Origin of the sequence: Brevibacterium jeotgali (genome assembly GCF_900169175.1) — a bacterium.
GTDB lineage: Bacteria > Actinomycetota > Actinomycetes > Actinomycetales > Brevibacteriaceae > Brevibacterium > Brevibacterium jeotgali.
This window is the reverse complement of sequence record NZ_FXZM01000003.1, coordinates 222,995-243,880: the sequence shown is the minus strand read 5'-3', so window position 1 is coordinate 243,880 and position 20,886 is coordinate 222,995. Positions and strand designations below refer to the sequence as shown.

The 20,886-nt window shown below is 68.6% G+C and carries 19 protein-coding genes; 2 read left to right on the top strand and 17 right to left on the bottom strand.

What is annotated here, in order from left to right; all coding sequences use genetic code 11:
• The first annotated feature begins 27 nt into the window (after positions 1–27).
• Entirely contained in the window at positions 28–780 is a 753-nt protein-coding gene (locus BJEO58_RS04565) for an IclR family transcriptional regulator (protein ID WP_101588110.1), read from the top strand.
• Positions 781–940: 160 nt separating this feature from the next.
• Here the strand turns inward: BJEO58_RS04565 and BJEO58_RS04560 are convergent, their stop codons facing one another.
• A complete protein-coding gene (locus BJEO58_RS04560; protein ID WP_101588109.1) occupies positions 941–2,626 on the bottom strand; it encodes a ribonuclease J in 1,686 nt (561 codons plus the stop codon).
• Positions 2,620–3,543, bottom strand: a complete 924-nt coding sequence (gene dapA / locus BJEO58_RS04555) for a 4-hydroxy-tetrahydrodipicolinate synthase (protein WP_101588107.1) — start codon at positions 3,541–3,543, stop codon at positions 2,620–2,622. The genes BJEO58_RS04560 and dapA overlap by 7 nt, the downstream gene beginning before the upstream one ends.
• 47 nt (positions 3,544–3,590) lie before the next feature.
• Between dapA and BJEO58_RS04550 the strand changes: the two genes are divergently transcribed.
• On the top strand, positions 3,591–4,910 hold the full coding sequence (locus BJEO58_RS04550; protein WP_101588106.1) for a heparan-alpha-glucosaminide N-acetyltransferase domain-containing protein: 1,320 nt from the start codon (positions 3,591–3,593) through the stop codon (positions 4,908–4,910).
• Here the strand turns inward: BJEO58_RS04550 and BJEO58_RS04545 are convergent.
• The 15 genes from BJEO58_RS04545 to BJEO58_RS15360 all read right to left on the bottom strand — a co-directional run bounded on the left by BJEO58_RS04545 (position 4,870) and on the right by BJEO58_RS15360 (position 20,770).
• Positions 4,870–6,078, bottom strand: coding sequence for a MalY/PatB family protein (locus BJEO58_RS04545; protein ID WP_101588104.1), 1,209 nt, complete (start codon positions 6,076–6,078; stop codon positions 4,870–4,872). The genes BJEO58_RS04550 and BJEO58_RS04545 overlap by 41 nt on opposite strands.
• A complete protein-coding gene (locus BJEO58_RS04540; protein WP_101588103.1) occupies positions 6,075–6,530 on the bottom strand; it encodes a hypothetical protein in 456 nt (151 codons plus the stop codon). Before BJEO58_RS04540 ends, BJEO58_RS04545 begins: the two co-directional genes overlap by 4 nt.
• Positions 6,527–7,279 carry a 4-hydroxy-tetrahydrodipicolinate reductase gene (dapB, locus tag BJEO58_RS04535; protein ID WP_101588101.1) on the bottom strand — a complete coding sequence of 251 codons (753 nt, stop codon included), beginning with the start codon at positions 7,277–7,279 and terminating at the stop codon, positions 6,527–6,529. The genes BJEO58_RS04540 and dapB overlap by 4 nt, the downstream gene beginning before the upstream one ends.
• Before the next feature lie 136 nt (positions 7,280–7,415).
• Positions 7,416–8,036 carry a superoxide dismutase gene (locus BJEO58_RS04530; RefSeq protein WP_101588100.1) on the bottom strand — a complete coding sequence of 207 codons (621 nt, stop codon included), beginning with the start codon at positions 8,034–8,036 and terminating at the stop codon, positions 7,416–7,418.
• 138 nt (positions 8,037–8,174) lie between these two features.
• Complete coding sequence (locus tag BJEO58_RS04525) at positions 8,175–9,530, bottom strand: M16 family metallopeptidase (protein ID WP_101588098.1); 1,356 nt, start codon at positions 9,528–9,530, stop codon at positions 8,175–8,177.
• A gap of 9 nt (positions 9,531–9,539) precedes the next feature.
• Positions 9,540–11,768 (bottom strand): polyribonucleotide nucleotidyltransferase, encoded by a 2,229-nt coding sequence (locus BJEO58_RS04520; RefSeq protein WP_101588096.1) that lies wholly within the window; start codon positions 11,766–11,768, stop codon positions 9,540–9,542.
• Positions 11,769–12,134: 366 nt separating this feature from the next.
• Positions 12,135–12,404, bottom strand: coding sequence for a 30S ribosomal protein S15 (rpsO, locus tag BJEO58_RS04515; RefSeq protein ID WP_101588095.1), 270 nt, complete (start codon positions 12,402–12,404; stop codon positions 12,135–12,137).
• 71 nt (positions 12,405–12,475) lie between these two features.
• Positions 12,476–13,426 (bottom strand): bifunctional riboflavin kinase/FAD synthetase, encoded by a 951-nt coding sequence (locus BJEO58_RS04510; RefSeq protein ID WP_101588093.1) that lies wholly within the window; start codon positions 13,424–13,426, stop codon positions 12,476–12,478.
• 108 nt (positions 13,427–13,534) lie between these two features.
• Positions 13,535–14,020: a hypothetical protein gene (locus BJEO58_RS04505; RefSeq protein WP_087008238.1), complete on the bottom strand. Its 486-nt coding sequence runs from the start codon at positions 14,018–14,020 to the stop codon at positions 13,535–13,537.
• Positions 14,020–14,727, bottom strand: coding sequence for a MarR family transcriptional regulator (locus BJEO58_RS04500; protein WP_219617068.1), 708 nt, complete (start codon positions 14,725–14,727; stop codon positions 14,020–14,022). The genes BJEO58_RS04505 and BJEO58_RS04500 overlap by 1 nt, the downstream gene beginning before the upstream one ends.
• A gap of 101 nt (positions 14,728–14,828) precedes the next feature.
• A complete protein-coding gene (truB, locus tag BJEO58_RS04495) occupies positions 14,829–15,782 on the bottom strand; it encodes a tRNA pseudouridine(55) synthase TruB (protein ID WP_219617067.1) in 954 nt (317 codons plus the stop codon).
• An 11-nt stretch (positions 15,783–15,793) separates the two neighbouring features.
• The gene (locus tag BJEO58_RS15130) at positions 15,794–16,738 is read right to left on the bottom strand and encodes a VldE C-terminal domain-containing protein (protein ID WP_246075969.1); all 945 of its coding nucleotides are present in this window, start codon (positions 16,736–16,738) and stop codon (positions 15,794–15,796) included.
• 190 nt (positions 16,739–16,928) lie between these two features.
• On the bottom strand, positions 16,929–17,411 hold the full coding sequence (gene rbfA, locus BJEO58_RS04485) for a 30S ribosome-binding factor RbfA (protein ID WP_087008232.1): 483 nt from the start codon (positions 17,409–17,411) through the stop codon (positions 16,929–16,931).
• A 100-nt stretch (positions 17,412–17,511) separates the two neighbouring features.
• The gene (gene infB, locus BJEO58_RS04480; RefSeq protein WP_101588087.1) at positions 17,512–20,388 is read right to left on the bottom strand and encodes a translation initiation factor IF-2; all 2,877 of its coding nucleotides are present in this window, start codon (positions 20,386–20,388) and stop codon (positions 17,512–17,514) included.
• Between the two features lie 109 nt (positions 20,389–20,497).
• A complete protein-coding gene (locus BJEO58_RS15360; protein ID WP_101588228.1) occupies positions 20,498–20,770 on the bottom strand; it encodes a YlxR family protein in 273 nt (90 codons plus the stop codon).
• Positions 20,771–20,886: the final 116 nt, after the last annotated feature.

Sequence of the window (20,886 nt, the reverse complement as noted above, 5' to 3'; positions counted from 1 at the left end):
CCCGCGGCGGCTACGCTGGTGGACACGATGACTTCTCAGCCCTCCCCCTCCCGCCCCGCCCGCGTCCAGTCGGTCGATCGTACGATCGACGTCCTCGAAGCGCTCGCCGAGGTCGGGGGCATCGCACGGTCGAAGGAGATCGCACAGACGGTCGGACTTCCGGTCCCCACCGTGCACCGCCTGCTGGCGACGCTCAACATTCGCGGATACGTGCTTCAGCTCCCGGACCGGCGGTACGCGCTGGGCGCACGCCTGGTGCGGCTGGGCACTGTCGCCGCCCAGCAGTCGGGCGCCCAGGTCCAGCCGGCCCTCGACCGGCTGGTGGCCCGGCTCGAGGAGACGGTGAATCTGGCCTTCCTCACGCAGGACACGATGACCTACGTCGCACAGGCGTCATCGCACCGCTCGATGCGCATGTTCACAGAAGTGGGACGCCGTGTCGCCCTGCACACCTCCGGAGTCGGCAAGGCTGTGCTCACGACTCTGCCGGAGGCCCAGGTCCGCGACGCCCTCGCGACAGCAGGCACCAGAGACCTCGACGCGGTGCTCTCAGACGTCGACGCCAGCCGCGAGCGCGGCTACGCGATCGATGATGAGGAGCAGGAGGTCGGAGTCAGGTGCCTCGCGGTCGCGGTTCCCGGAGGCCCCGCACCCGCTGCGCTGTCCGTGTCCGGGCCCAGCTCCCGTCTGGGACCGCTCGTGTACGAGCAGGTGGCCGCGCACCTGCGCGCGACTGCGCAGGAGCTCGCGGAGGGCTGGGCGCTCGACACCGGCGTCTGACCTCGGCGAGGCCCACAGCGCACGTCACTGCCGGTCGCGCTTCACCGCTGAGCACACCCGATGCCTCCATGGCATCCCTCCATGGCATCACCGTTGAAGGACGGAGGGCCCCGGAGAACCTTTCGGTTCTCCGGGGCCCTCCGTCTGAGTCCAGCGGTCGTCAGAGCACGACGACCATCGGGACGATCATGGGCTTGCGACGCAGCTTCGATGAGATCCAGCGTCCGATCGTGCGGCGGATGATCTGCTGGAGCTGGTGCCGGTCCTTCGTCCCGTTCCGCAGCGCATCCAGCACAGCCGCCTCCAGCTTGGGCGCGATCGTGGCGAACACCTTCGCCTCCTCCGCGACGCCTCGCGTGTGGATCTCCGGCCCCGCGATCACCTCTCTGCGGGACGCATCGACCGCCATGAAGACGGAGACGAAGCCCTCCCCCGCGAGTGTGAGGCGGTCCTTGAGGTCCGCCTCCGTGATCGCACCGACCGAGGACCCGTCGACGAAGAGGTCCTGGGTCGGGAAGGCGCCCGCCACAGTGGGCACGCCGTCGACCAGGTCGACCGCATAGCCGTTCTCCGCGAGGACGATCCGGTCTTCCGGCACACCCGTCTGAGCAGCCAGCTCGCCGTTCGCCAGGAGGTGGCGCCATTCGCCGTGCACCGGCATGACGCCCTTCGGCTGGACGATGTTGTACGTGTAGAGGAGTTCCGCAGCAGATGCGTGACCCGATACGTGGATGTTGGCAGACCCCTTGTGCACGACCTTCGCGCCCAGCTTCATCAGTCCGTTGATGACGCGGAAGACGGCGTTCTCGTTGCCGGGGACCAGCGAGGACGCGAGGATCACCATGTCATCCTCGCCCACATCGATGGGGTGATTGCGATTGGCCATGCGTCCGAGTGCGGCCATGGGCTCACCCTGGCTGCCCGTGCTCATGAGGACGATCTGGTCATCCGGGTAGTCGCCCACCCGCTTCATGTCGATGACGGTCCCCGGAGGCGACGTGAGGTATCCGAGGTCCTGAGCGATCTTCATGTTGCGGACCATCGAACGCCCGACGAAGGCGACCTTGCGGCCGTGCGCACTCGCCGCATCGAGCACCTGCTGGACGCGGTGCATATGCGACGCGAACGACGCGACGATGATGCGGCGGGGTGCCTGCGCGAACAGATTCACGAGGACGGGGCCGATGTCCTTCTCGAACGGAGTGAACCCCGGCACCTCTGCGTTCGTGGAGTCGGTGAGGAAGAGATCGACGCCCTCCTCCCCCAGCCGGGCGAATGCGCGCAGGTCCGTGATGCGGCCGTCGAGCGGCAGCTGGTCCATCTTGTAGTCGCCCGTGTGCAGGACGTTTCCCGCACCGGTCCGGATCATGACGGCGAGAGCATCGGGGATCGAGTGGTTCACCGCGATGAACTCGAGGTCGAACGGCCCCAGCTGGTCCTTGTCGTTCTCCTTGACCACGCGGGTGGTCGGCTTGATGCGATGCTCCTTGAGCTTCGCCTCGATCAGCGCGAGCGTCAGGGTGGACCCCAGCAGCGGGATATCGGCGCGCTTCCGCAGCAGGTACGGCACCGCGCCGATGTGGTCCTCGTGCCCGTGGGTGAGCACCATTCCGACGATCTTGTCGTACCGGCCCTCGAGGTAGGTCAGGTCCGGGAGGATCAGGTCGACACCGGGCTGCTCCTCTTCGGGGAACAGCACGCCGCAGTCCACGATCAGGATCTTGTCGTGGTATTCGAAGACGGTCATGTTGCGGCCGACTTCTCCGAGTCCGCCGAGTGCTACGATTCTCAGAGCATCGCGGGAGGCCTTTTTCGGCTCCGCGATCTCCGTCTGATAAGTCAACACGTGAGGTAGTCGCTCCTTTGCAGGGCCAGGCGCACGGCCTCCACCTGCTGGGCGTCAGCCGGCAGCAGCGGGAGGCGCGTCGCGCGCGTCGGGATCACGCCCAGGAGTTCGAGCGCCGCCTTCGCGGCGACGACACCGGGCATGTGGTTCATGATCGCGTCCACCAGTGGTGCCAGGTCCGCCGCGATCCGGCGGGCCGCCGCGACATCGTTCGACGCGACGAGGGAGACGAGGGTGCTGATGCGATCAGCGGCGACGTGTCCGACGACGGACACGACGCCGGAGGCGCCGATCGCGAGCAGCGGGAGGTTGAGGGCGTCCTCACCGGAGTAGAAGGCGATCGCCCCGTGCCCCAGGACGTCCTGGGACGCGCCCAGCGCGCCCTTCGCATCCTTGACCGCGAGGATGCGCGGATGCTCCGCCAGAGCGAGGATCGTCGGGGTGGTGAGCGGGACGGCCGAACGCCCGGGGATGTCGTAGAGCATGACGGGCAGCTGCGTGGAATCGGCGATCGCGCGGGTGTGCGCGATGATGCCGTCCTGCGTCGGGCGCGAGTAGTAGGGGGTGACGACGAGAAGGCCGTCTGCACCGCACTCCTCCGCACTGCGCGACAGTGCGATCGACTGAGCGGTGTGGTTCGTGCCCACTCCCGCGACGACCTTCGCGCGCCCTGCCGTGGCAGAGATCACAGCGCGGAGGATCTCCGCCTTCTCCAGATCCGTGGTCGTGGACGCCTCACCCGTCGTGCCGGACACGACCAGGAGGTCGTTGCCCAGCCGCACGAGATAGTCCGCCGTCGCTTCGACAGCGGCATAGTCGACAGCGCCGTCCGCGGTGAACGGGGTGATCATCGCAGTACCGACGCGGCCGAAGGCCCTTATCGCCTCGATGCCTGCTGCGTCATCTATCATGGCCATGCTCCGATCCTACCCGCCGTGCGCGGGTGAACCCGCGAAGGCCCGCCGTGCTCCCCACACCCGCATCGTCCGATCCGCATACTCCACGACCGCCCCTGCGGTCTCGGATCCTCGGCGTCGACCTCGCCCGCGGACTCGCCCTGTTCGGCATGATGGCCACGCACGTCCTGCCCCGTATGGACGAGGCAGGAGATCTCACGGCCGTCGCGCTGCTCCAGGGGCGCGCGTCAGCACTGTTCGCCGTCCTGGCGGGCTTCTCCATCATCCTGTCGACGCGCAGCGCACTCGCACACACCGGCGGACGGGGATGGGCCGCGGCATCCGTGGGACTCGTGATCCGCGGTGCACTCATCGCCCTCATCGGCCTCGCGCTGGGCGAGCTGCCCTCCGGCATCGCGATCATCCTCGTCAACTACGGGGTGCTGTTCCTCATCGCCCCGCTGTTCCTGCGCTTCCCCACGTGGCTGCTGGGGCTGAGCGCGTGGGCGTGGTTCCTCCTCACCCCGCAGCTGTCCCACGCCATACGATCCAGTGCCGACTCCGGCTTCGCGGACTCGGGACTGCTGGTGCCGGCATTCTCGAACATGCACCTGGCGGACACGTGGATCGGGCTGCTCCTGACGGGCTACTACCCGCTGCTCCAGTGGGTCGGATACATCCTGCTGGGCATGTGGCTCGCACGGATCGACTGGTCCGACCTCCACCGGCGGGTCACTCTCCTCATCTCGGGTGGAGCTCTCACCACGCTCGCGCTGGCCGCGTCGGCCCTCCTCATGAACATGCGTGGCCGCTGGGAGCTGGAATCGCTCTACGGGGAGGAGTCGGTGACCGATGTCCACACGTACGTCGATCGCGTCGTCATGCTGGGCGCCTACGGGGTGACGCCTGCGGACTCCCCGTGGTGGCTGGTCACCGCGGGTCCGCATTCGGGCACCACGTTCGACCTCGTGCAGACGTCCGGGGTGGCCATGGCGGTCCTCGGCCTCTGCCTCCTGGTCGGACCGCTCCTGGATCGCGGCCCGGCCTTCGTGCACACGTGGCTGTCACGGCCGGGCTCGACGCCGCTCAGCATGTACACGCTCCACATCTGCATCCTGGCGCTCGGAGAGATGACGGCGCTCCGGACCGTCCCCGGGATGGACACGCAGGTGGAGTGGTTCTGGGTGAACGTCGTCGTCGTGATCGTCGCCGCGCTGGTGTGGACCGGGATCGTGTCGCGGCGCGGCCCCCTGGAAGCGGTGCTCGCCGCGGCCGTCCGGACTGCACAGCGGTCGATCCTCGTCGACGGCCCTGCCGACGGCCGGAACCCTGCCGACGGCTCCCGCGTCAGCGGCCCGCAGTCGCCGCAGCCGCCCCCATCTGTGTGACCGCCTCGGTGAGGATCTCCGGTCGCGTCGCGAAGTTCAGGCGCACCGCGTTCTCTCCGCCCCGCCCGAACACATGCCCGGAGCTCAGCGCCACCTGAGCCTCGTCGAGGAAGAACTTCGCCGGTCCGGCAAGATCGGAGACCACTGCCAGCGCGTTGGCGGAGGCGGATGTCGCAAGCCCCAGTGCCGAGGCGTCCAGCCAGGCGAGGTACGTGGCCTGCGGCGGGGTCCACGTCACCTGGGGCAGATGGGTCGCCAGCAGATCGCCGAGGAGCGATCGGTTCTCCTCGAGCCCCGCGAGCAGGGCATCGAGCCAGTCTGCGCTGTCGGCGAACCCAGCGGTGTGCGCGAGGATGCCGAGGTGACTGGGCCCGTGGCCGACCTCCTCCGGCAGGCGTGCGAGGTCGGCGGCCGCCTCCGGCCCTGCCATGAGCAGCGCCGCCTTGAGCCCTGCGAGGTTGAAGGCCTTCGAACCGCTGGTGAGCGCGAATGCATTCTCCGCGCCCGCGACTGACAGCACGGGCACGAACGACGCATCGGAGTAGACGAGCGGCGCGTGGATCTCATCGGAGACGATCCGCGCACCGTGCCGACGCGCGACCTCTGCTGTCGCTTCGAGCTCTGCCCGCGTGTGCACCGTGCCGGTGGGGTTGTGCGGGTTCGACAGGAGGACCACCGGATGTGCGGAGCCGCCGGAGCGTGCTCGCAGCAGGGCATCCTCGATCGCGGCGGGGTCGAGGCGGCCGTCGGTCGTGAGAGACGTCTCCACCACCTGCCGGTCCGCGTGCGTGACGAAGGCGAAGAACGGGGCGTAGACCGGGGAGGTGACGATGACGGCGTCGCCCGGTGCGGTGAGCAGTCGGAGGGTCTCGACGATCCCCATCATCACGTCCGGCACGAGTGCGGTGCGGGACGGGTCCAGGCCGTCCCACCCCCAGCGCTCCGAGGCGAAGCGTGCCACGGCCTCGGCGTAGTCCGTGCCGTACGGATACCCGGTGTCGCCGGATTCGGCCGCGCGGATGATCGCCTGCGAGACTGCGGGCGCGAGCGTCACGTCCATCTCCGCCACCCACAGCGGCAGGATGCTGTCCGGATACAGGCGCCACTTCATGCTCGTGCGCGCACGGAGTTCTGCCAGTGAGGGACCGATGAGCGGGTTGGAGATCATGCGCTCACGCTATCGCGCTTCTCCATCCGAATGGCTCGTCGCATCGATTCGCGTGCGCGCCTGCGATCCCCCGCGGCGTCGTAGGCGCACGACAGCCGGAACCACGACCGCCAGTCGTCCGGCGCCGCGTCGGTCTCCGCGCGGTAGCGCTCGAACTCTGCGTCCGCCGCTTCCCGCACGATGCGGCCGCCCGGGGTGCGCGGAAGGTCGTCCGGGGGCAGCCCGTCCTCACTCGCGAGCACGTCGGCGAGCCTCTCGGTCTGCGCACCGAACATCAGTTCCCGCACGAGTGTCCAGGCACCGACGATCGGCAGCGCGAAGAGCGCGAGGCCGATCCCCTTCGCGAGCAGAGACTCGTCCGTCACCATGATCCAGGCCCGCTGGTAGGTGAACCAGAAGTAGAGGACCAGTGCGATCGAGACGATCGCGACGCCCACCTTCGCTCTGGTCATGCGATGTCCAGGTAGGACTCGAGCCCCACGTCCAGGCCGCTGCGACCGCCGATCATGCGCACGGCTGTCAGGATGCCCGGCATGAAGGCAGTGGTGGAGAAGGTATCCGTGCGCAGGGTGAGCGCTTCGCCGTCGGAGCCGAACATGATCTCCTCGTGCGCGTTCATCCCCTGCTGGCGCACAGCATGGACGTGGACGCCGTCGATCGCCGCTCCTCTGGCCCCGTGGGGATCGGAGGCGGTGGCGTCCGGCATGGCCGGCAGACCTGCATCCGCACGAGCCCTCGCGATGCGCTGCGCGGTGTGCACGGCGGTTCCCGACGGCGCGTCCAGCTTGCGCGTGTGGTGGACCTCGAGGATCTCTGCGGAGTCGAAGTACGGAGCCGCGAGTTCGGCGAACCGCATCGCGAGCACGGCACCGATCGAGAAGTTCGGAGCGATGAGCACAGCGGTCTCAGGACGATCTGCCAGGCGCGCACGGAGTCCCTCGAGCCGCTCCCCCGTCCACCCCGTCGTTCCGACGACGGTATCGATCCCGTGGTCGACGAGGAAGGTCACGTTGGACTCCGTCGCGTCGGGAACCGTGAGCTCGACCGCCACGTCGACCTCCACGTCGAGGATCCGCTCGATCGGATCCGAGCTGCCGAGCGCGGCGGCGAGGACGAACCCGTCTGCGGCCCCGATCGCTTCGACGGCATGCGAGCCCATGCGTCCCTGCGCCCCGATGACGCCCACTCGGATGTCGCTCACGTGTCACTCCCCTGTTCTCCGATCCCGATGGATCGGCATGCACTTCGCGGTCGTTCCCGATTCTACGGGCCGGTGCCGGACGACGAAGCGCCCCCGCTCCGAAGAGCGGGGGCGCTGTCGCACTGGCAGTGCGGCGTCAGGCGATGAGACCCGGCGTCTGCGTGCGAGCGCGCTCGAAGCGTGCCTGCACGTCCTCCCAGTTCACGATGTTCCACCAGGCCTTGACGTAGTCCGGCTTCACGTTCTGGTAGTCGAGGTAGAAGGCGTGCTCCCACATGTCGAGCTGCAGCAGCGGGATGTATCCCACCTGCACGTTGCCCTGCTGGTCGTAGAGCTGCTCGAGGGTGAGGCGCTGGCCCAGCGTGTCCCATCCGAGGATGGCCCAGCCGGAGCCCTGGATCGACGTCGCCGCAGCCGTGAAGTGGCCCTGGAACGCGTCGAATCCGCCGAACTGGTCGTCGATCGCCGCTGCGAGCTCGCCGGTGGGCTTGTCGCCGCCGTCCGGGCTCATGTTGTTCCAGAAGATCGTGTGGTTGATGTGACCACCGAGGTTGAAGGAGAGGTCCTTCGACAGCTTGCTCACCGTGCCGAATTCGCCCTTCGCACGGGCCTCTGCCATCTGCTCGAGCGCGGTGTTCGCGCCCTTCACGTAGGTCGCATGGTGCTTGTCGTGGTGCAGCTCCATGATGCGACCGGAGATGTGCGGCTCCAGCGCTGCGTAGTCGTACGGAAGGTCGGGAAGGCTGTACTCAGCCATGTGATGCCTCCTTGAGTTCGTCGGGTGGGCGGAACGCCCCTCCACATCCATCGACCCTATCCTGGGTCGCTGTCGGGGACAACGGTGCCGGGACCTGCGGTTATTCCCGGCTGAGGCTCGGCGGAGCCACTGCCCGGCTCAGCCCAGGGAGGGCATCCGCAGATCGCCCCGCGGGCCGACTGCGGCGAGTGCCCACTTCTGGGCCAGGAGCCCTTCCGCGTGCGCACGGACCTCCTCCGGGGTGACCGAGCGGACGCGGTCGATGAGCGCCTCGGCACTCAGCAGGGGCATCCCGGTCAGCTCATGGCGGGCGATCCGGTTCATCCGCACCGCGGTCGATTCGAGCCCCAGAACGGTTCCCCCTGCCAGCTGCGACACCACGTCGTCCACCTCGTCCTCGCCCGGGGCCCGGTCGGCGATGCCGATGAGCTCCTCCCCCACGAGTTCGAGGACCTGGTCCGAAGATCCCGGTGCACACCCCGCATACACGCCGAACAGACCGGCGTCCGAATACTGGCTCAGCACGGTGTGGACGGAGTACGCGAGACCATGCTCCTCCCGGACCCGCTGGAACAGGCGTGAGGCCATGCCGCCGCCGAGCAGGTTCGACAGGACGAGGTGCACGAAGCGGTCTTCATGGCCTTCGTGCAGACCCGCCGTGCCGAGGATGATCCCCTGCTGCTCGGTCGCACGCTCGCGCACATGGAGGCCCGGAGTGAACACGGCCGGCGACGCGGTCGAGCCGGACCGCGTTCCACCGCTGCCGGCTCCGCGCGTCGAGGCCGCCCCCGCGGTGCTCCCGCGCTCGGCGCCTGTCACGAGAGCCTGGGCCGCGCCCGTACCGGCGATGTGCGCTGCGACCTGGTCGACGACCTCTGCGTGGGAGGCTCCCCCGGCCGCGGCGAACACGAGCCCGGGGCCGGCGTACGCATCCTCGTAGTGCTCGCGCAGGACCCCGTGCTCGAGCACACGGATCTGCTCCCGCGTCGCCCCGACGGGACGCCCGAGCGGCTGACCGGCGAACGCGAGCTCCTCGAAGTCCTCGAACAGCTGGTCCGTCGGATCGTCGGCGGCCATCGCGAGCTCCTCCACGATGACCCCCCGCTCGCGTCCGAACTCCGCCTCGTCGAGTGTGGACCGCAGGACCATGTCCCAGAGCAGGTCACCCACGGCATCGAGGTCGCTCACGAGGCACCGCGCGTAGTAGCAGGTGTATTCCTTCGACGTCACCGCATTGGAATCACCGCCTGTGCGCTCGAGGCCCCGTGCGATGTCCCGCGGGCTGCGAGTGGCGGTCCCCTTGAAGAGCATGTGCTCCAGGAAGTGCGTGGATCCCGCAGCGACGTCGGACTCGTGGCGTGAGCCCGAGCCCACCCAGACGCCGACGGTCTCCGACTGCAGGCCGGGAATGGTTTCGGTGATGATGCGAATGCCGCCGGGGAGGACGGTGCGCTCGATGCGACCGCCCTCCCCGGCTGAGAGGAGCTCACTCACGTGTGCGGATCAGGCCTCCTCGGCCGTTGCCGCGGCCGCGTCATCATCCGAGTCGTCCGCCACCGGCACGAGCGACAGCTTTCCGCGGTCGTCGATCTTGGTGATCTCGACCTGGACCTTCTGGCCCACGCTGAGAACGTCCTCGACCTCTTCCACGCGCTTGCCGTCGTTCAGCTTCCGCAGTTCCGAGATGTGGAGCAGGCCGTCACGGCCCGGGCTCAGCGACACGAACGCGCCGAAGCTCATGAGCTTGACGACAGTGCCGAGGTAGCGCTCTCCGACCTCCGGGACCTGCGGGTTCGCGATCGCGTTGATCGCGCTGCGGGCGGCTTCCGCCGCGACGCCGTCCGAGGCACCGATGAGAACGGTGCCGTCGTCCTCGACGCTGATCTGCGCGCCCGTGTCCTCCTGGATCTGATTGATCATCTTGCCCTTCGGCCCGATGATCTCGCCGATCTTGTCGGTCGGGATGTTCACGGAGATGATCCGCGGTGCTGTCGGAGCCATCTCCGCCGGGGCGTCGATCTCCTCCTTCATCACGTCGAGGATCGCGAGGCGAGCCTCACGGGCCTGCTTGAGCGCGGCAGTGAGCACGGTCGCCGGCAGGCCGTCGAGCTTCGTGTCGAGCTGGATCGCCGTGATGAACTCGCCGGTGCCCGCCACCTTGAAGTCCATGTCGCCGAACGCGTCCTCCGCACCCAGGATGTCCGTGAGGGCGGCGTACGCGGTCTGCGGTCCGTCCGGCGTGTCCACCTGGTCGGAGACGAGGCCCATCGCGATCCCGGCGACGGGGGCACGCAGCGGCACACCCGCGTGGAGCATCGCGAGCGTCGAGGCGCAGACCGACCCCATGGAGGTCGAGCCGTTGGAGCTCAGTGCCTCGGAGACCTGGCGGATGGCGTAGGGGAACTCCTCGCGCGTCGGCAGGACGGGGATGAGTGCTCGCTCTGCGAGCGCTCCGTGTCCGATCTCACGACGCTTCGGGCTGCCCACACGACCGGTCTCACCGGTGGAGTACGGCGGGAAGTTGTAGTGGTGCAGGTAGCGCTTCGACTTGACCGGCGACAGCGAGTCGATCTGCTGCTCCATCTTGAGCATGTTGAGGGTCGTGACGCCCAGGATCTGCGTCTCGCCGCGCTCGAAGAGGGCCGAGCCGTGGACACGCGGCAGCACATCAGTCTCTGCGGACAGGGGGCGGATGTCCTTCAGTCCGCGACCGTCGATCCGCACCTGCTCGGTGAGGATGCGCTTGCGGATGACCTGCTTGGTCAGCGCATTGAGCGCTCCAGCGATCTCTCCCTCACGTCCCTCGAAGCGCTCTCCGAGCTGCTCGTAGAGCGAGGTCAGCAGCACGTCGCCTGCGGCTTCGCGCTCCGGCTTGTCCGCGATCTGGAAGTTCTTCGTCTGCTGCTCGAGTGCGAGCTCTTCGACGGCTGCGTAGACGTCGTCCTGGAACTCGCGGAAGACCGGGTACTCGGCCGTGGGCTTCGCCGCACGGGCCGCGAGTTCGCTCTGCGCGCGGACGAGCTCGCGGATGAACGGCTTCGCGGCCTCGAGGCCGCTCGCGACGACGTCTTCGGTCGGTGCGGTCGCACCGCCGCGGACCAGGTCGACGACCCGATCCGACGACTGCGCCTCGACCATCATGATCGCGACGTCGTCACCGATGACACGACCGGCGACGGCCATCTCGAAGACTGCGTCCTCAAGCTGGTCGTGCGTCGGGAAGGCGACCCACTGGTCGTCGATCAGCGCGATGCGCACACCGCCGATGGGGCCGCTGAACGGCAGACCCGACAGCTGGGTCGACATCGACGCGGCGTTGATCGCCAGCGTGTCGTAGAGGACTCCGGGCGCCACCGACATGACGGTGACGACGACCTGGACCTCGTTGCGCAGGCCCTTGACGAAGGTCGGGCGCAGCGGGCGGTCGATGAGTCGGCAGGTGAGGATGGCGTCCGTGGACGGCCGGCCCTCACGGCGGAAGAACGAGCCGGGGATCCGGCCGTCCGCGTACATGCGCTCTTCGACGTCGACCGTCAGCGGGAAGAAGTCGAAGTGCTCCTTCGGCTTCTTGCTGGCGGTCGTGGCCGACAGGAGCATCGTCTCGTCATCGAGGTAGGCGCAGACGCTGCCTGCGGCCTGCTGTGCGATGCGGCCGGTCTCGAACCGGACTGTGTGTGTACCGAAGCGCCCGTTGTCGATATGGGCGACGGTGGACTCGGGGTTGATCCCCACGGTGTCTCCGTTCTGCCGCCGCGCACGTCGAACGAGCGGGCGGCGGGATGGTTGCGCCGCGTCCCCGTGTGGGACCGGCGCCGTATGGCCGACGGCAGTGCGCTGCGCGTTCGCGCGGCACGTCGTAGTTCGGCGGCCTTCGATCGAGGCCCACGCACATGCGTATTGCGGAGGCCACTGTCGAGGACCGACGACGCTGCCATCGGTGACTGGACTGGTCCATCGTAGCAAGTGGACCGGCGACCTCCGGCCAATCGCTCCGCGAGGATGCAGAAGCCCCCTCCCACCGCACGGATGGAAGGGGGCTTCGAGTCGCTCAGCGTCCGGCACCGAGGCCGACGAGCGCCGAGCGGCGGACCGGCGGATTCAGCGGCGCAGGCCGAGGCGGCCGATGAGGTCGCGGTAGCGCGTGATGTCCGTGTTCTGCAGGTACTTGAGCATGCGGCGACGCTGTCCGACGAGCAGGAGCAGACCACGACGCGAGTGGTGGTCGTGCTTGTGATCCTTGAAGTGCTCGGTCAGATCGGCGATGCGGCGAGTCATGACAGCGATCTGCACCTCCGGAGAACCGGTATCGCCTTCATGTGTCGCGTACTCCTTGATGATCTCCTGCTTGACCGTGGGGTCGAGAGCCATGTGAGTCCTCCGTGGTGTCGCTGCGCGGCGCCCGAACCTTCTGTCCGAGCACTGTGGAACCGCGGCCGATGTTAGAACGGCGACCCCGAGACTAACACAGAGCGAGCGCGGTCCACGTCCTCATGCATCTGCGCGATGAGCGGCTCCATCCCGCGGAAGGCGACCTGTCCGCGGATGCGCTCGACGAAGGAGACCTCCATCGTGTCCCCGTACACATCGAGGTCCCCGAACTGCACGTCGAGCGCATGGCCTTCGACGGTCCGCACACTGCCGTGGAACGTCGGGTTCGTCCCGACGGAGATCGCGGTGGGCAGCTGCAGTCCGCGGGCGGGGAAGTGCATCCAGCCGGCGTAGACCCCGTCCGCCGGGACCAGCCCCTCTGCCTCGAGGTCCAGGTTCGCGGTGGGGAAGCCCATCTCCCGTCCGCGCTTCTCGCCGTGCACGACGGTTCCCGTCAGCGTGTGGTCGTAGCCGAGCTGGTCCGCAGCGGCGCGCACGTCGCCGTCCTCGAGCAGCCGCCGGATGGCGCTCGAGGAGTATCGGGACCCCTCGCCCACCTCATCGATGACGACGACGTCGAAGCCGTGGCGACGGCCGATCGCGGTCAGCGCGTCCAGGTCTCCCGTGTTGTCCCTGCCGAATCGGACATCGCGACCGACCACGACTGCGCTGGCGCGGAGCCTGCCCACGAGGTAGTCGAGGACGAACTCCTCCGCGGTCTGATCCGCGAAGGCCAGGGTGTACGGCTGGACGAGGACGGCATCGACTCCGGATCGCGCGATCCGCCCGAGGCGCTGGTCGAGGCTGCAGATCAGCTCCACCGGCGAATCCGACTGGTGCACGATCCTGGGATGCGGATCGAACGTCACGACGACCGACCGGAGGCCGCGGGAATCCGCCGCTGCTCGGAGCTCTTCGAGCACGACCGCATGACCGCGGTGCACACCATCGAAGTTGCCGATGGTGATCACTGTGCGGCCGTAGTCCGCGGGTATGTCCTCAGGCCTTCGGAAGATGTCCACCTGCGTCCTCTCAGTGAGCTCGGTTCAGTGCGGACCGCGCCGGCGACCGGCGCGGAGACGTCGCCTCCGCACATGCGCGAGGCACCCGGTCCAGGGTAGCGCAGGGTCTCACCCGACGAGCGCGCGGCCGATGACGCCGATGGCCAGCGCGACTCCGAGCGACGCCAGCGAGCCGATGATGAACCGTTCCCCGGCCGTGGGGCTGCGGAGGAGCTCCGGGACTCGCCCCAGCCCCTTGATCGCGACGACCACGGCGAGGATCGACGGCTCCCCCAGAGCGATCCCTCCTGCGACGAACCCCCGCTCCAGCAGTCCGATCCACAGCCCTCCGCGCAGGAGCCCGTCGTCGTCGACATCGGCGGCAGGCTCGACCTCGTCAGCGACAGTGGGCCGCCCGACGGTCTCGACATCCTCCGCGACCGCCTCCTCTGCGACCGCGCAGTCCTCTGCGACGTCCGCCTCAGCGTGCGCAGCCCGCGCGCGGTCCCGGCCGCCGGCCACCCGGAGCACCAGCCGCGTGAGCGGCCAGCCCAGCAGCGCGGCGACGATCCCGACCCCGAGCGCCGCGATGGTCGTGACGACGTCTCCGCCCATCACAGCTCCTCCTCCGCTCCACGAGTCGTGGCGGCTGTCATGCTCACGCCCGTGGGACACAGCTCGAGAGTGCGGGCGAGCAGGCGCGCCGCCGTGCGCAGGCCCTCGTCGACCGTGACCGCGTCGTGCGTGCGCAGGGCCTTCGAGACGGCCTGACGGGTGATGCCCAGCTGATCCGCGAGCTGCGCCTGCGTGGCATCCGGAGCCGCACGCGCCGCGTCGATGACTCGCCATCCGGCGTCGGTCCGCTCGTCGATGACGATCGAGAGCAGGCGGAGCACTGTCTGCGCGTCGCGCGCCGCAGCGCTCGCATCGCTGCCGCGGCTCTCGCTTTGGGAACTCTGGGAACTCTGGGACGCATCATCGACCGAGGGCGACACACGCACGGCGACCCGATCAGGATGTCCCTTCGCCTCGTCGACGGCGTCCCGCGCTCCGAGGAACGGCCCCCCGCGCGAGGCTCTGCTCGAGTCGGCGAGCTCCACATCGTGACCGATCCCGATGCCCACCCTCCACCGCCCGTCGCGGACGATGGCCTCCCACGCGTCGACGACCGCACGAGGGTCCTCGAGGACTGCCTGGACCTCGTCGCCCGCGGTGCGCTCGAAGGGAAGCCGCACCGGCACGCCCTGCAGAGTCGCCAGCAGCGCCGGCACAGCGTCTGCGTGAGCCCGGGAATCGACCTGGTCGACGGTCATGACGAACATGCTCCCAGTGAAGCGCAGATCACAGCTCGTGTCAATCTTTTTCGGTTGCATCGTAAAATGCAACTACATTAAGTTGCTTCCAGCCTCAGCGGGCGGCGTACTCAGGCAGGGAAGACGACTCTGGACTTGAACGAATCGTCGCGCCGATCGAGCACGGCCACCAGTTCGCCATGCTCCCCTCTCTCTGCACCGCTGATCGCGGCGTACGGCTCCGGAGCCGCGGGAGCGCTGAGCGCGGACTGTGCGAGGAAGCGACCCTGCCGCAGCTGCACGGCCTGCTCGGCGGACACCTCGATGGTCGGCAGCAGTGCGGCCGCGGCGGCGGCCGGCGTGATGAGCTCCGGAACCGGAGCATGCGCGTCGAAGTCGGGGACGGTGAGCGCCTCGTCGATCGGGAAGTCGCCGACGCGCGTGCGACGGAGCGCAGTGAGGTGGCCGAAGGCGCCGAGCGCATCGCCGAGGTCCCGCGCCAGCGCGCGGACATAGGTCCCGGATGAGCAGTCGACGACGACGTCGACGTCCACGACACCGTGCTCAGCCCCGTCCTCGGCAACGGCAGTCGAGCTGCGGAGAGCGGAGACGACGTCGAAACGGGAGACCGTCACGGGGCGGGCGTCGAGCTCGACGTCTTCGCCGGCCCGCACACGGGCGTAGGCCCTGCGGCCGTCCACCTTGATGGCCGACACGGCGCTGGGCCGCTGCAGGATGTCTCCGCGCAGGGACCCGAGGGCGCCCTCGATCCGCTCCAGATCCAGTGCTGCCAGGCGGTCGGCCTGGGCGAAGCGGTCCGGGGCGGAATCGGCGTCGTCGGTGGGCGTCGACGCGCCCAGCCGGATGGTGGCGGTGTAGGTCTTGCCGAGGCCCACGGCGAATGTGAGAAGCCGGGTGGAGGGCCCGACCCCGACGACCAGGACGCCCGTGGCCATCGGGTCGAGCGTGCCCGCATGCCCGACCTTGCGCGTCCCCAGCCACTTCCTGACGCGGGAGACGACACGGTGGCTCGACCATCCGGCGGGCTTGTCGAGCAGCAGGAACCCGTTCGGCGCAGCGGCCACGGCAGGCCGGATCAGTTCACCGAGACGTGGACGTGGTCGTAGTGGTTGGCGGTGACCGAACCGCGGTCCTCCATCGCACGACCGGACCAGCCCGTGTAGGAGGCGTAGATCTTCTGCTCCCAGATCACGTACTTGACGTTGAGCTTGTCCTTGTTCTGGATCAGGTAGTCCTTGATGGAGTCGCCCGTCGAACCGGAGATCATGATGTCGACGGCGTTGCCGCTGTTGTGATCCGAGCCCGGATCGGCACGGCGCCCGCCGTACGAAGAGACCTCGGGGAATTCGGCGCATACCGCGCGGTACGCCGCGGTGCCGCCAGGAGTGAGACCGGATTCGATCTCCGACGATACGGAGCAGGGCGCCTCGGACACTCCGCCCCCGGAGCCTCCGGACCCGGAGGAATCAGACTCGGAGGATTCGGACCCAGAACCCGATTCTGCGTCTTCACCGGCACTGCCGGCCGCCGAGCTCACGCTGCGGTCAGCCGACGGCGAGCTCGGGGTCGGCGTGGGTGTCGGGACGGCGGTCATGCTCGAATCGCCGCCACCGCCGTACCGGTCGTCGTCCTTGAGGGACTCGGCGTAGTCCTCGCGCTCGCGATCGAGCTCCTCCTGCTGCTCCTCCTCAGAGGGAGCCGAGGCCTCCGCGTCGGCCGACTGCGTGTCGACGTCGCTCACCTGCGCGGTGTCCTCAGCAGTGACGGTCCCGCCGGACTCCGCCTGACCCATGGCGAAGGTCGAGGCGACGATGCCGACGGTCGCGGCGGCGGGAAGGGCGATCGCGGCGACCATGGGACGCTGGCGAACCGTGTGGAGGACACCCGTTGCGGTCATCTCCCGGTCCTGTGCGGGGCCGCCGTGCCTGCCCTGGGGCTTGCGGTGCAGCGTTGCCACCGCGCCCGCGAAATCGCGTGCGGTCGTGACCCAGGACTGCTGAGGTGTCGAGTGCTTACCCAATCGGATGTTCCTTCACAGATTCGTGATCGTTCCGTTACCTCGAGCAAGTGTACTCATCTCACGGGCGAGCACAAGTCTTCCCGTGATACGCCTGGTCACACGCGTGGAGGGCGGCCTCTGCGGCCGCCCTCCACGGGTGTGATCTTCTGTAACGTGACCGTGACAGTCACGGTCGAACCATCAGTTCGAGTCAGTCATGAGACCGATCCTGCGCACCGGAGTCGGCACCGGACTCCGCGTCCGATGCCTCCTCGTCCGGACCGCGACGATACGGGTCGGGGTCCCCCACGGGGTCAGCATCACGCGCCAGTTCCGCGATCTCCGCGTCACGGGCCTTCGCCCGTGCCAGGAGCTCATCGAGCTCTGCCGCAGCGGCGGGGACCGCGTCAGCCACAAACTCGATCGTCGGAGTCAGACGGATCGTCAGGCCCTTGCCGACCTCAGAGCGGATGAGCCCGCGGGCCGATTCGAGTGCGGCGCGGGTCGCCTCGAGGTCCGTGTCCGTCCCGAACACCGTGTAGAAGACGGTGGCGTTCTGGAGATCACCCGTCAGTCGGACGTCGGTCACCGTCACGAAGCCGAGCCGCGGGTCCTTGACCCGCTTCTCGAGCGTACTGGCAACGATCACCTTGATCCGGTCGGCGACCTTCCGTGCTCGTGTCGAATCTGCCATGGGGGCTCCCTGTCATGGATGGATGTGTGCGAGGACGCCCGCGGGCGGCTGCGATGACGCGGTCTGCGCCACCGCAGCCGCCCCCGGACGGTCATGCGAGTCAGTCGCGCGGCTTCTCGCGCATCTCGAATGTCTCGATGAGGTCGCCCTCGCGGACGTTGTTGAAGCTGCCCAGGCCGATACCGCATTCGAAGCCCTCGCGGACCTCGGTGGCATCGTCCTTGAACCGTCGCAGCGATTCGATCGTGAGGTTGTCGCCCACGACCACGCCATCGCGCGTGAGACGCGCCTTGGCGTTCCGCTTGATGGTCCCGTCCCTGACGATGGAACCGGCGATATTGCCCCACTTGGACGAGCGGAAGACCTCGCGGATCTCCGCGGAGCCCGTGTGGGCCTCCTCGAACTCCGGCTTGAGCATGCCCTTGAGCGAGCCCTCGATGTCGTCGATCGCGTCGTAGATCACCGAGTAGTACCGGACGTCGACGCCCTCGGCCTCTGCCAGGTCGCGCGCCTTCGCCTCCGGGCGGACGTTGAAGCCGACGACGATCGCGTTGTCGACCGTCGCGAGGTTGATGTCGTTCTCCGTGATCGCACCGACACCGCGGTGGATGATCCGGATGTCGACATCGTCGCCCACGTCGATCTTGAGGAGCGAGTCCTCGAGTGCTTCGACCGCACCGGACACATCGCCCTTGAGGATGAGGTTGAGCATGTCGACCTTGCCCTCTTCGAGCGCCTGCGTGAACGATTCGAGGCTGATCCGATTCCGGCTGCGTGCCTGCTGAGCGTTCCGCTCGATCGCATCGCGCTTCTCCGCGATCTGTCGAGCAGTCCGGTCATCGCCAGTCGCGAGGAACGTATCGCCGGCGCGCGGCACGGACGACAGGCCGAGCACCTGCACGGGGCGGGAGGGACCCGCCTCCTCGACCAGGTTGCCGTTCTCGTCGAACATCGCACGGACGCGTCCGTGCGCGGTGCCGCAGACGATGGCATCGCCCTGACGCAGAGTGCCGGAGTCGACGAGCACGGTCGCGACGGCGCCGCGGCCCTTATCCAGCTTGGCCTCGATCGCGATGCCGCGGGCCGAACGATTCGGGTTCGCCTCCAGCACGAGCGCGGCATCCGTCGTGAGGAGCACGGATTCGAGCAGCTTGTCGATGCCCTCGCGCTTGAGTGCGGAGATCGGGACGAACATCGTCTCGCCGCCGTACTCCTCCGCCACGAGGTTGTACTCGGTCAGCTGCTGCATGACCTTCTGCGGATTGGCGCCTTCCTTGTCGACCTTGTTCACTGCGACCACGATCGGCACATTCGCCGCCTGCGCATGGTTCAGCGCCTCAATCGTCTGCGGCATGACGCCGTCGTCCGCAGCCACCACGAGGATCGCGACGTCGGTCGACTTCGCACCACGGGCGCGCATCGCGGTGAACGCTTCGTGACCGGGGGTGTCGAGGAACGTGATCGCACGTTCCGTGCCATCATGCTCGACGTTCACCTGGTACGCACCGATGTGCTGCGTGATGCCGCCGGCTTCTCCACCTGCCACGTTGGCAGACCGCACCGCGTCGAGCGTCTTGGTCTTGCCGTGGTCGACGTGACCCATGACCGTGACCACTGGCGGGCGCGGACGCATGTCCTCCGCGTCACCGCCGTCCGTCAGGTCGATGTCGAAGGTCTCGAGCAGCTCTCGGTCCTCGTCCTCAGGGGACACCATCTCGATCTTGTAGCCGAGTTCGTCGGCGAGCACGCCGAACGTCGCCTCGTCGAGCGATGCGGTGATCGTCGCCATCTCACCGAGGTGGAAGAGGATCGTGACGAGGTTCGTCGGATCGGTGTTGATCTTGTCCGCGAAGTCCGCGAGCGATGCACCGCGACGCAGACGCAGCGGCGTGGTGCCGTCCCCGCGAGGGACCGAGACACCGCCGACGGACGGAGCCTGCATCTGTTCGAGCTCTGCGCGCTTCGCCCGCTTCGACTTGCGCCCGCGTGCCGGACGACCGCCGCCGCGACCGAATGCGCCCTGTGTGTTGCCACGACCGCGGCCGGAACCGCGACCGGGAGGACCGCCGCCGGGACGGCCGCGACCTGCCGGTGCTCCGGGAGCACCGCCGGGGGCGCCGGGAGCACCTCCGGGACGTCCCCGACCTCCGGTGCCCGGCTTGGCGAGCGCAGAGTTCTTGAGCATCCCGGGATTGGGACGCGGAACACCGGGGCGGGCCCCACCGCCGGCCGCGGGCTTCGGCGCTGCACCGGGACGAGGTCCCGCGGCACCGGCGCCGGGCTTGGGACCCGGCTTCGCACCGGGCTTGGGCATGCCCTGTGCCGAAGCGAACGGATTGTTGCCGGGACGGCCACCGCCACCGCCCCGCGGAGCACGAGGTCCCGGCTTGGGCCCCGGCTTCGCGCCGGACTTGGGCATGCCCTGCGCCGGAGCGAACGGATTATTGCCGGGACGGCCGCTGCCCTGCGTCGGCGACGCGGCGTCCGGCTTGGCCGCCGGTGCCTCGGGCGCGGGCTTGGGACCCGGCTTCACAGCGGGACCCGGCTTCGCGGCGGGAGCAGGATCGGCGGCCGGAGCCGACGTCTCTGCAGGAGCCGCGGGCTCGTCGGCCGGTGCGGGCTTCTCAGCAGGCGCGGGCTTGGCTGCCGGCGCAGATTTGGCGGCCGGTGCAGGCTTGGCGGCGCCGGGCTTCGGAGCAGCGCCGGGCTTCGGAGCCGGGGGCTGGGGGCCGGGCTTCGCGGCACCGGGCTTCGGAGCTGCACCCGGCTTGGGGGCTGCGGCCTTGGCCTCCGGCTTCGCGGAATCGGTGGTCTTGCCCCGCGCTTCGTACGCCTCCGTCAGGCGGCGGACGATCGGGGCTTCGACGGTGGAGGATGCGGAGCGGACGTATTCGCCCATCTCCTGAAGTGTACTGAGCACTTCCTTGCTTGTTGTGCCGAGCTGCTTTGCCAGCTCGTGGACACGGGGCTTTGCCACTTTTCTCCTGTCCGGGTCCTCCCGGGCAGGAAGGACCTCATCAGGGCCGTGCAGTCCTCATCTCACTGCTCACGACCATAGTTTCGAGTCATCATCGGGCGACACTCATCTACACGGAATCCATTCGAGATACCTGCTTCCTGTGGTCCCATCCCTCGTCACACGGCAGGTCCGGACCGGATGCACCGGGTGACCTGAGCGCCGCGGTAAAGGCTCTCTTCGCGCGTGCTCGCTTCCAGCACGCGGCCGAATCGTGGATCCATGCGCCCCGTCCGGGGAGCATACGATCTGGGTCGACGACGATTCGGGGTTCGTCCGTCCTGCGCACGACCATCCGCAGAAGGTGCGTCTGGGGGGCACGACGGCGGCAGGCGATACACATCCGGGTCGGTACCCGGTGGGACTGCACTGCCATCGACACCGGACCAGTCTACAGCACCCGCGCTGAGGCCTCCGCGCCGCTCTCGCACGTGTGTCGTGTCCACGGGCGGCTGCGCC

Coding starts and splice junctions, on each gene's coding strand:
- BJEO58_RS04565 (WP_101588110.1), top strand. CDS start 28: ATGACTTCTCAGCCCTCCCCCTCCCGCCCCGCCCGCGTCCAGTCGGTC.
- dapA (WP_101588107.1), bottom strand. CDS start 3,543: ATGGCCATGATAGATGACGCAGCAGGCATCGAGGCGATAAGGGCCTTC.
- BJEO58_RS04545 (WP_101588104.1), bottom strand. CDS start 6,078: ATGATCTCCAACCCGCTCATCGGTCCCTCACTGGCAGAACTCCGTGCG.
- BJEO58_RS04540 (WP_101588103.1), bottom strand. CDS start 6,530: ATGACCAGAGCGAAGGTGGGCGTCGCGATCGTCTCGATCGCACTGGTC.
- BJEO58_RS04530 (WP_101588100.1), bottom strand. CDS start 8,036: ATGGCTGAGTACAGCCTTCCCGACCTTCCGTACGACTACGCAGCGCTG.
- rpsO (WP_101588095.1), bottom strand. CDS start 12,404: ATGGCTCTCGACCCCACGGTCAAGCAGGAGATCATCAAGGAGTACGCG.
- BJEO58_RS04505 (WP_087008238.1), bottom strand. CDS start 14,020: ATGGGCGGAGACGTCGTCACGACCATCGCGGCGCTCGGGGTCGGGATC.
- BJEO58_RS04500 (WP_219617068.1), bottom strand. CDS start 14,727: ATGTTCGTCATGACCGTCGACCAGGTCGATTCCCGGGCTCACGCAGAC.
- rbfA (WP_087008232.1), bottom strand. CDS start 17,411: ATGGCAGATTCGACACGAGCACGGAAGGTCGCCGACCGGATCAAGGTG.
- BJEO58_RS15360 (WP_101588228.1), bottom strand. CDS start 20,770: ATGTGTATCGCCTGCCGCCGTCGTGCCCCCCAGACGCACCTTCTGCGG.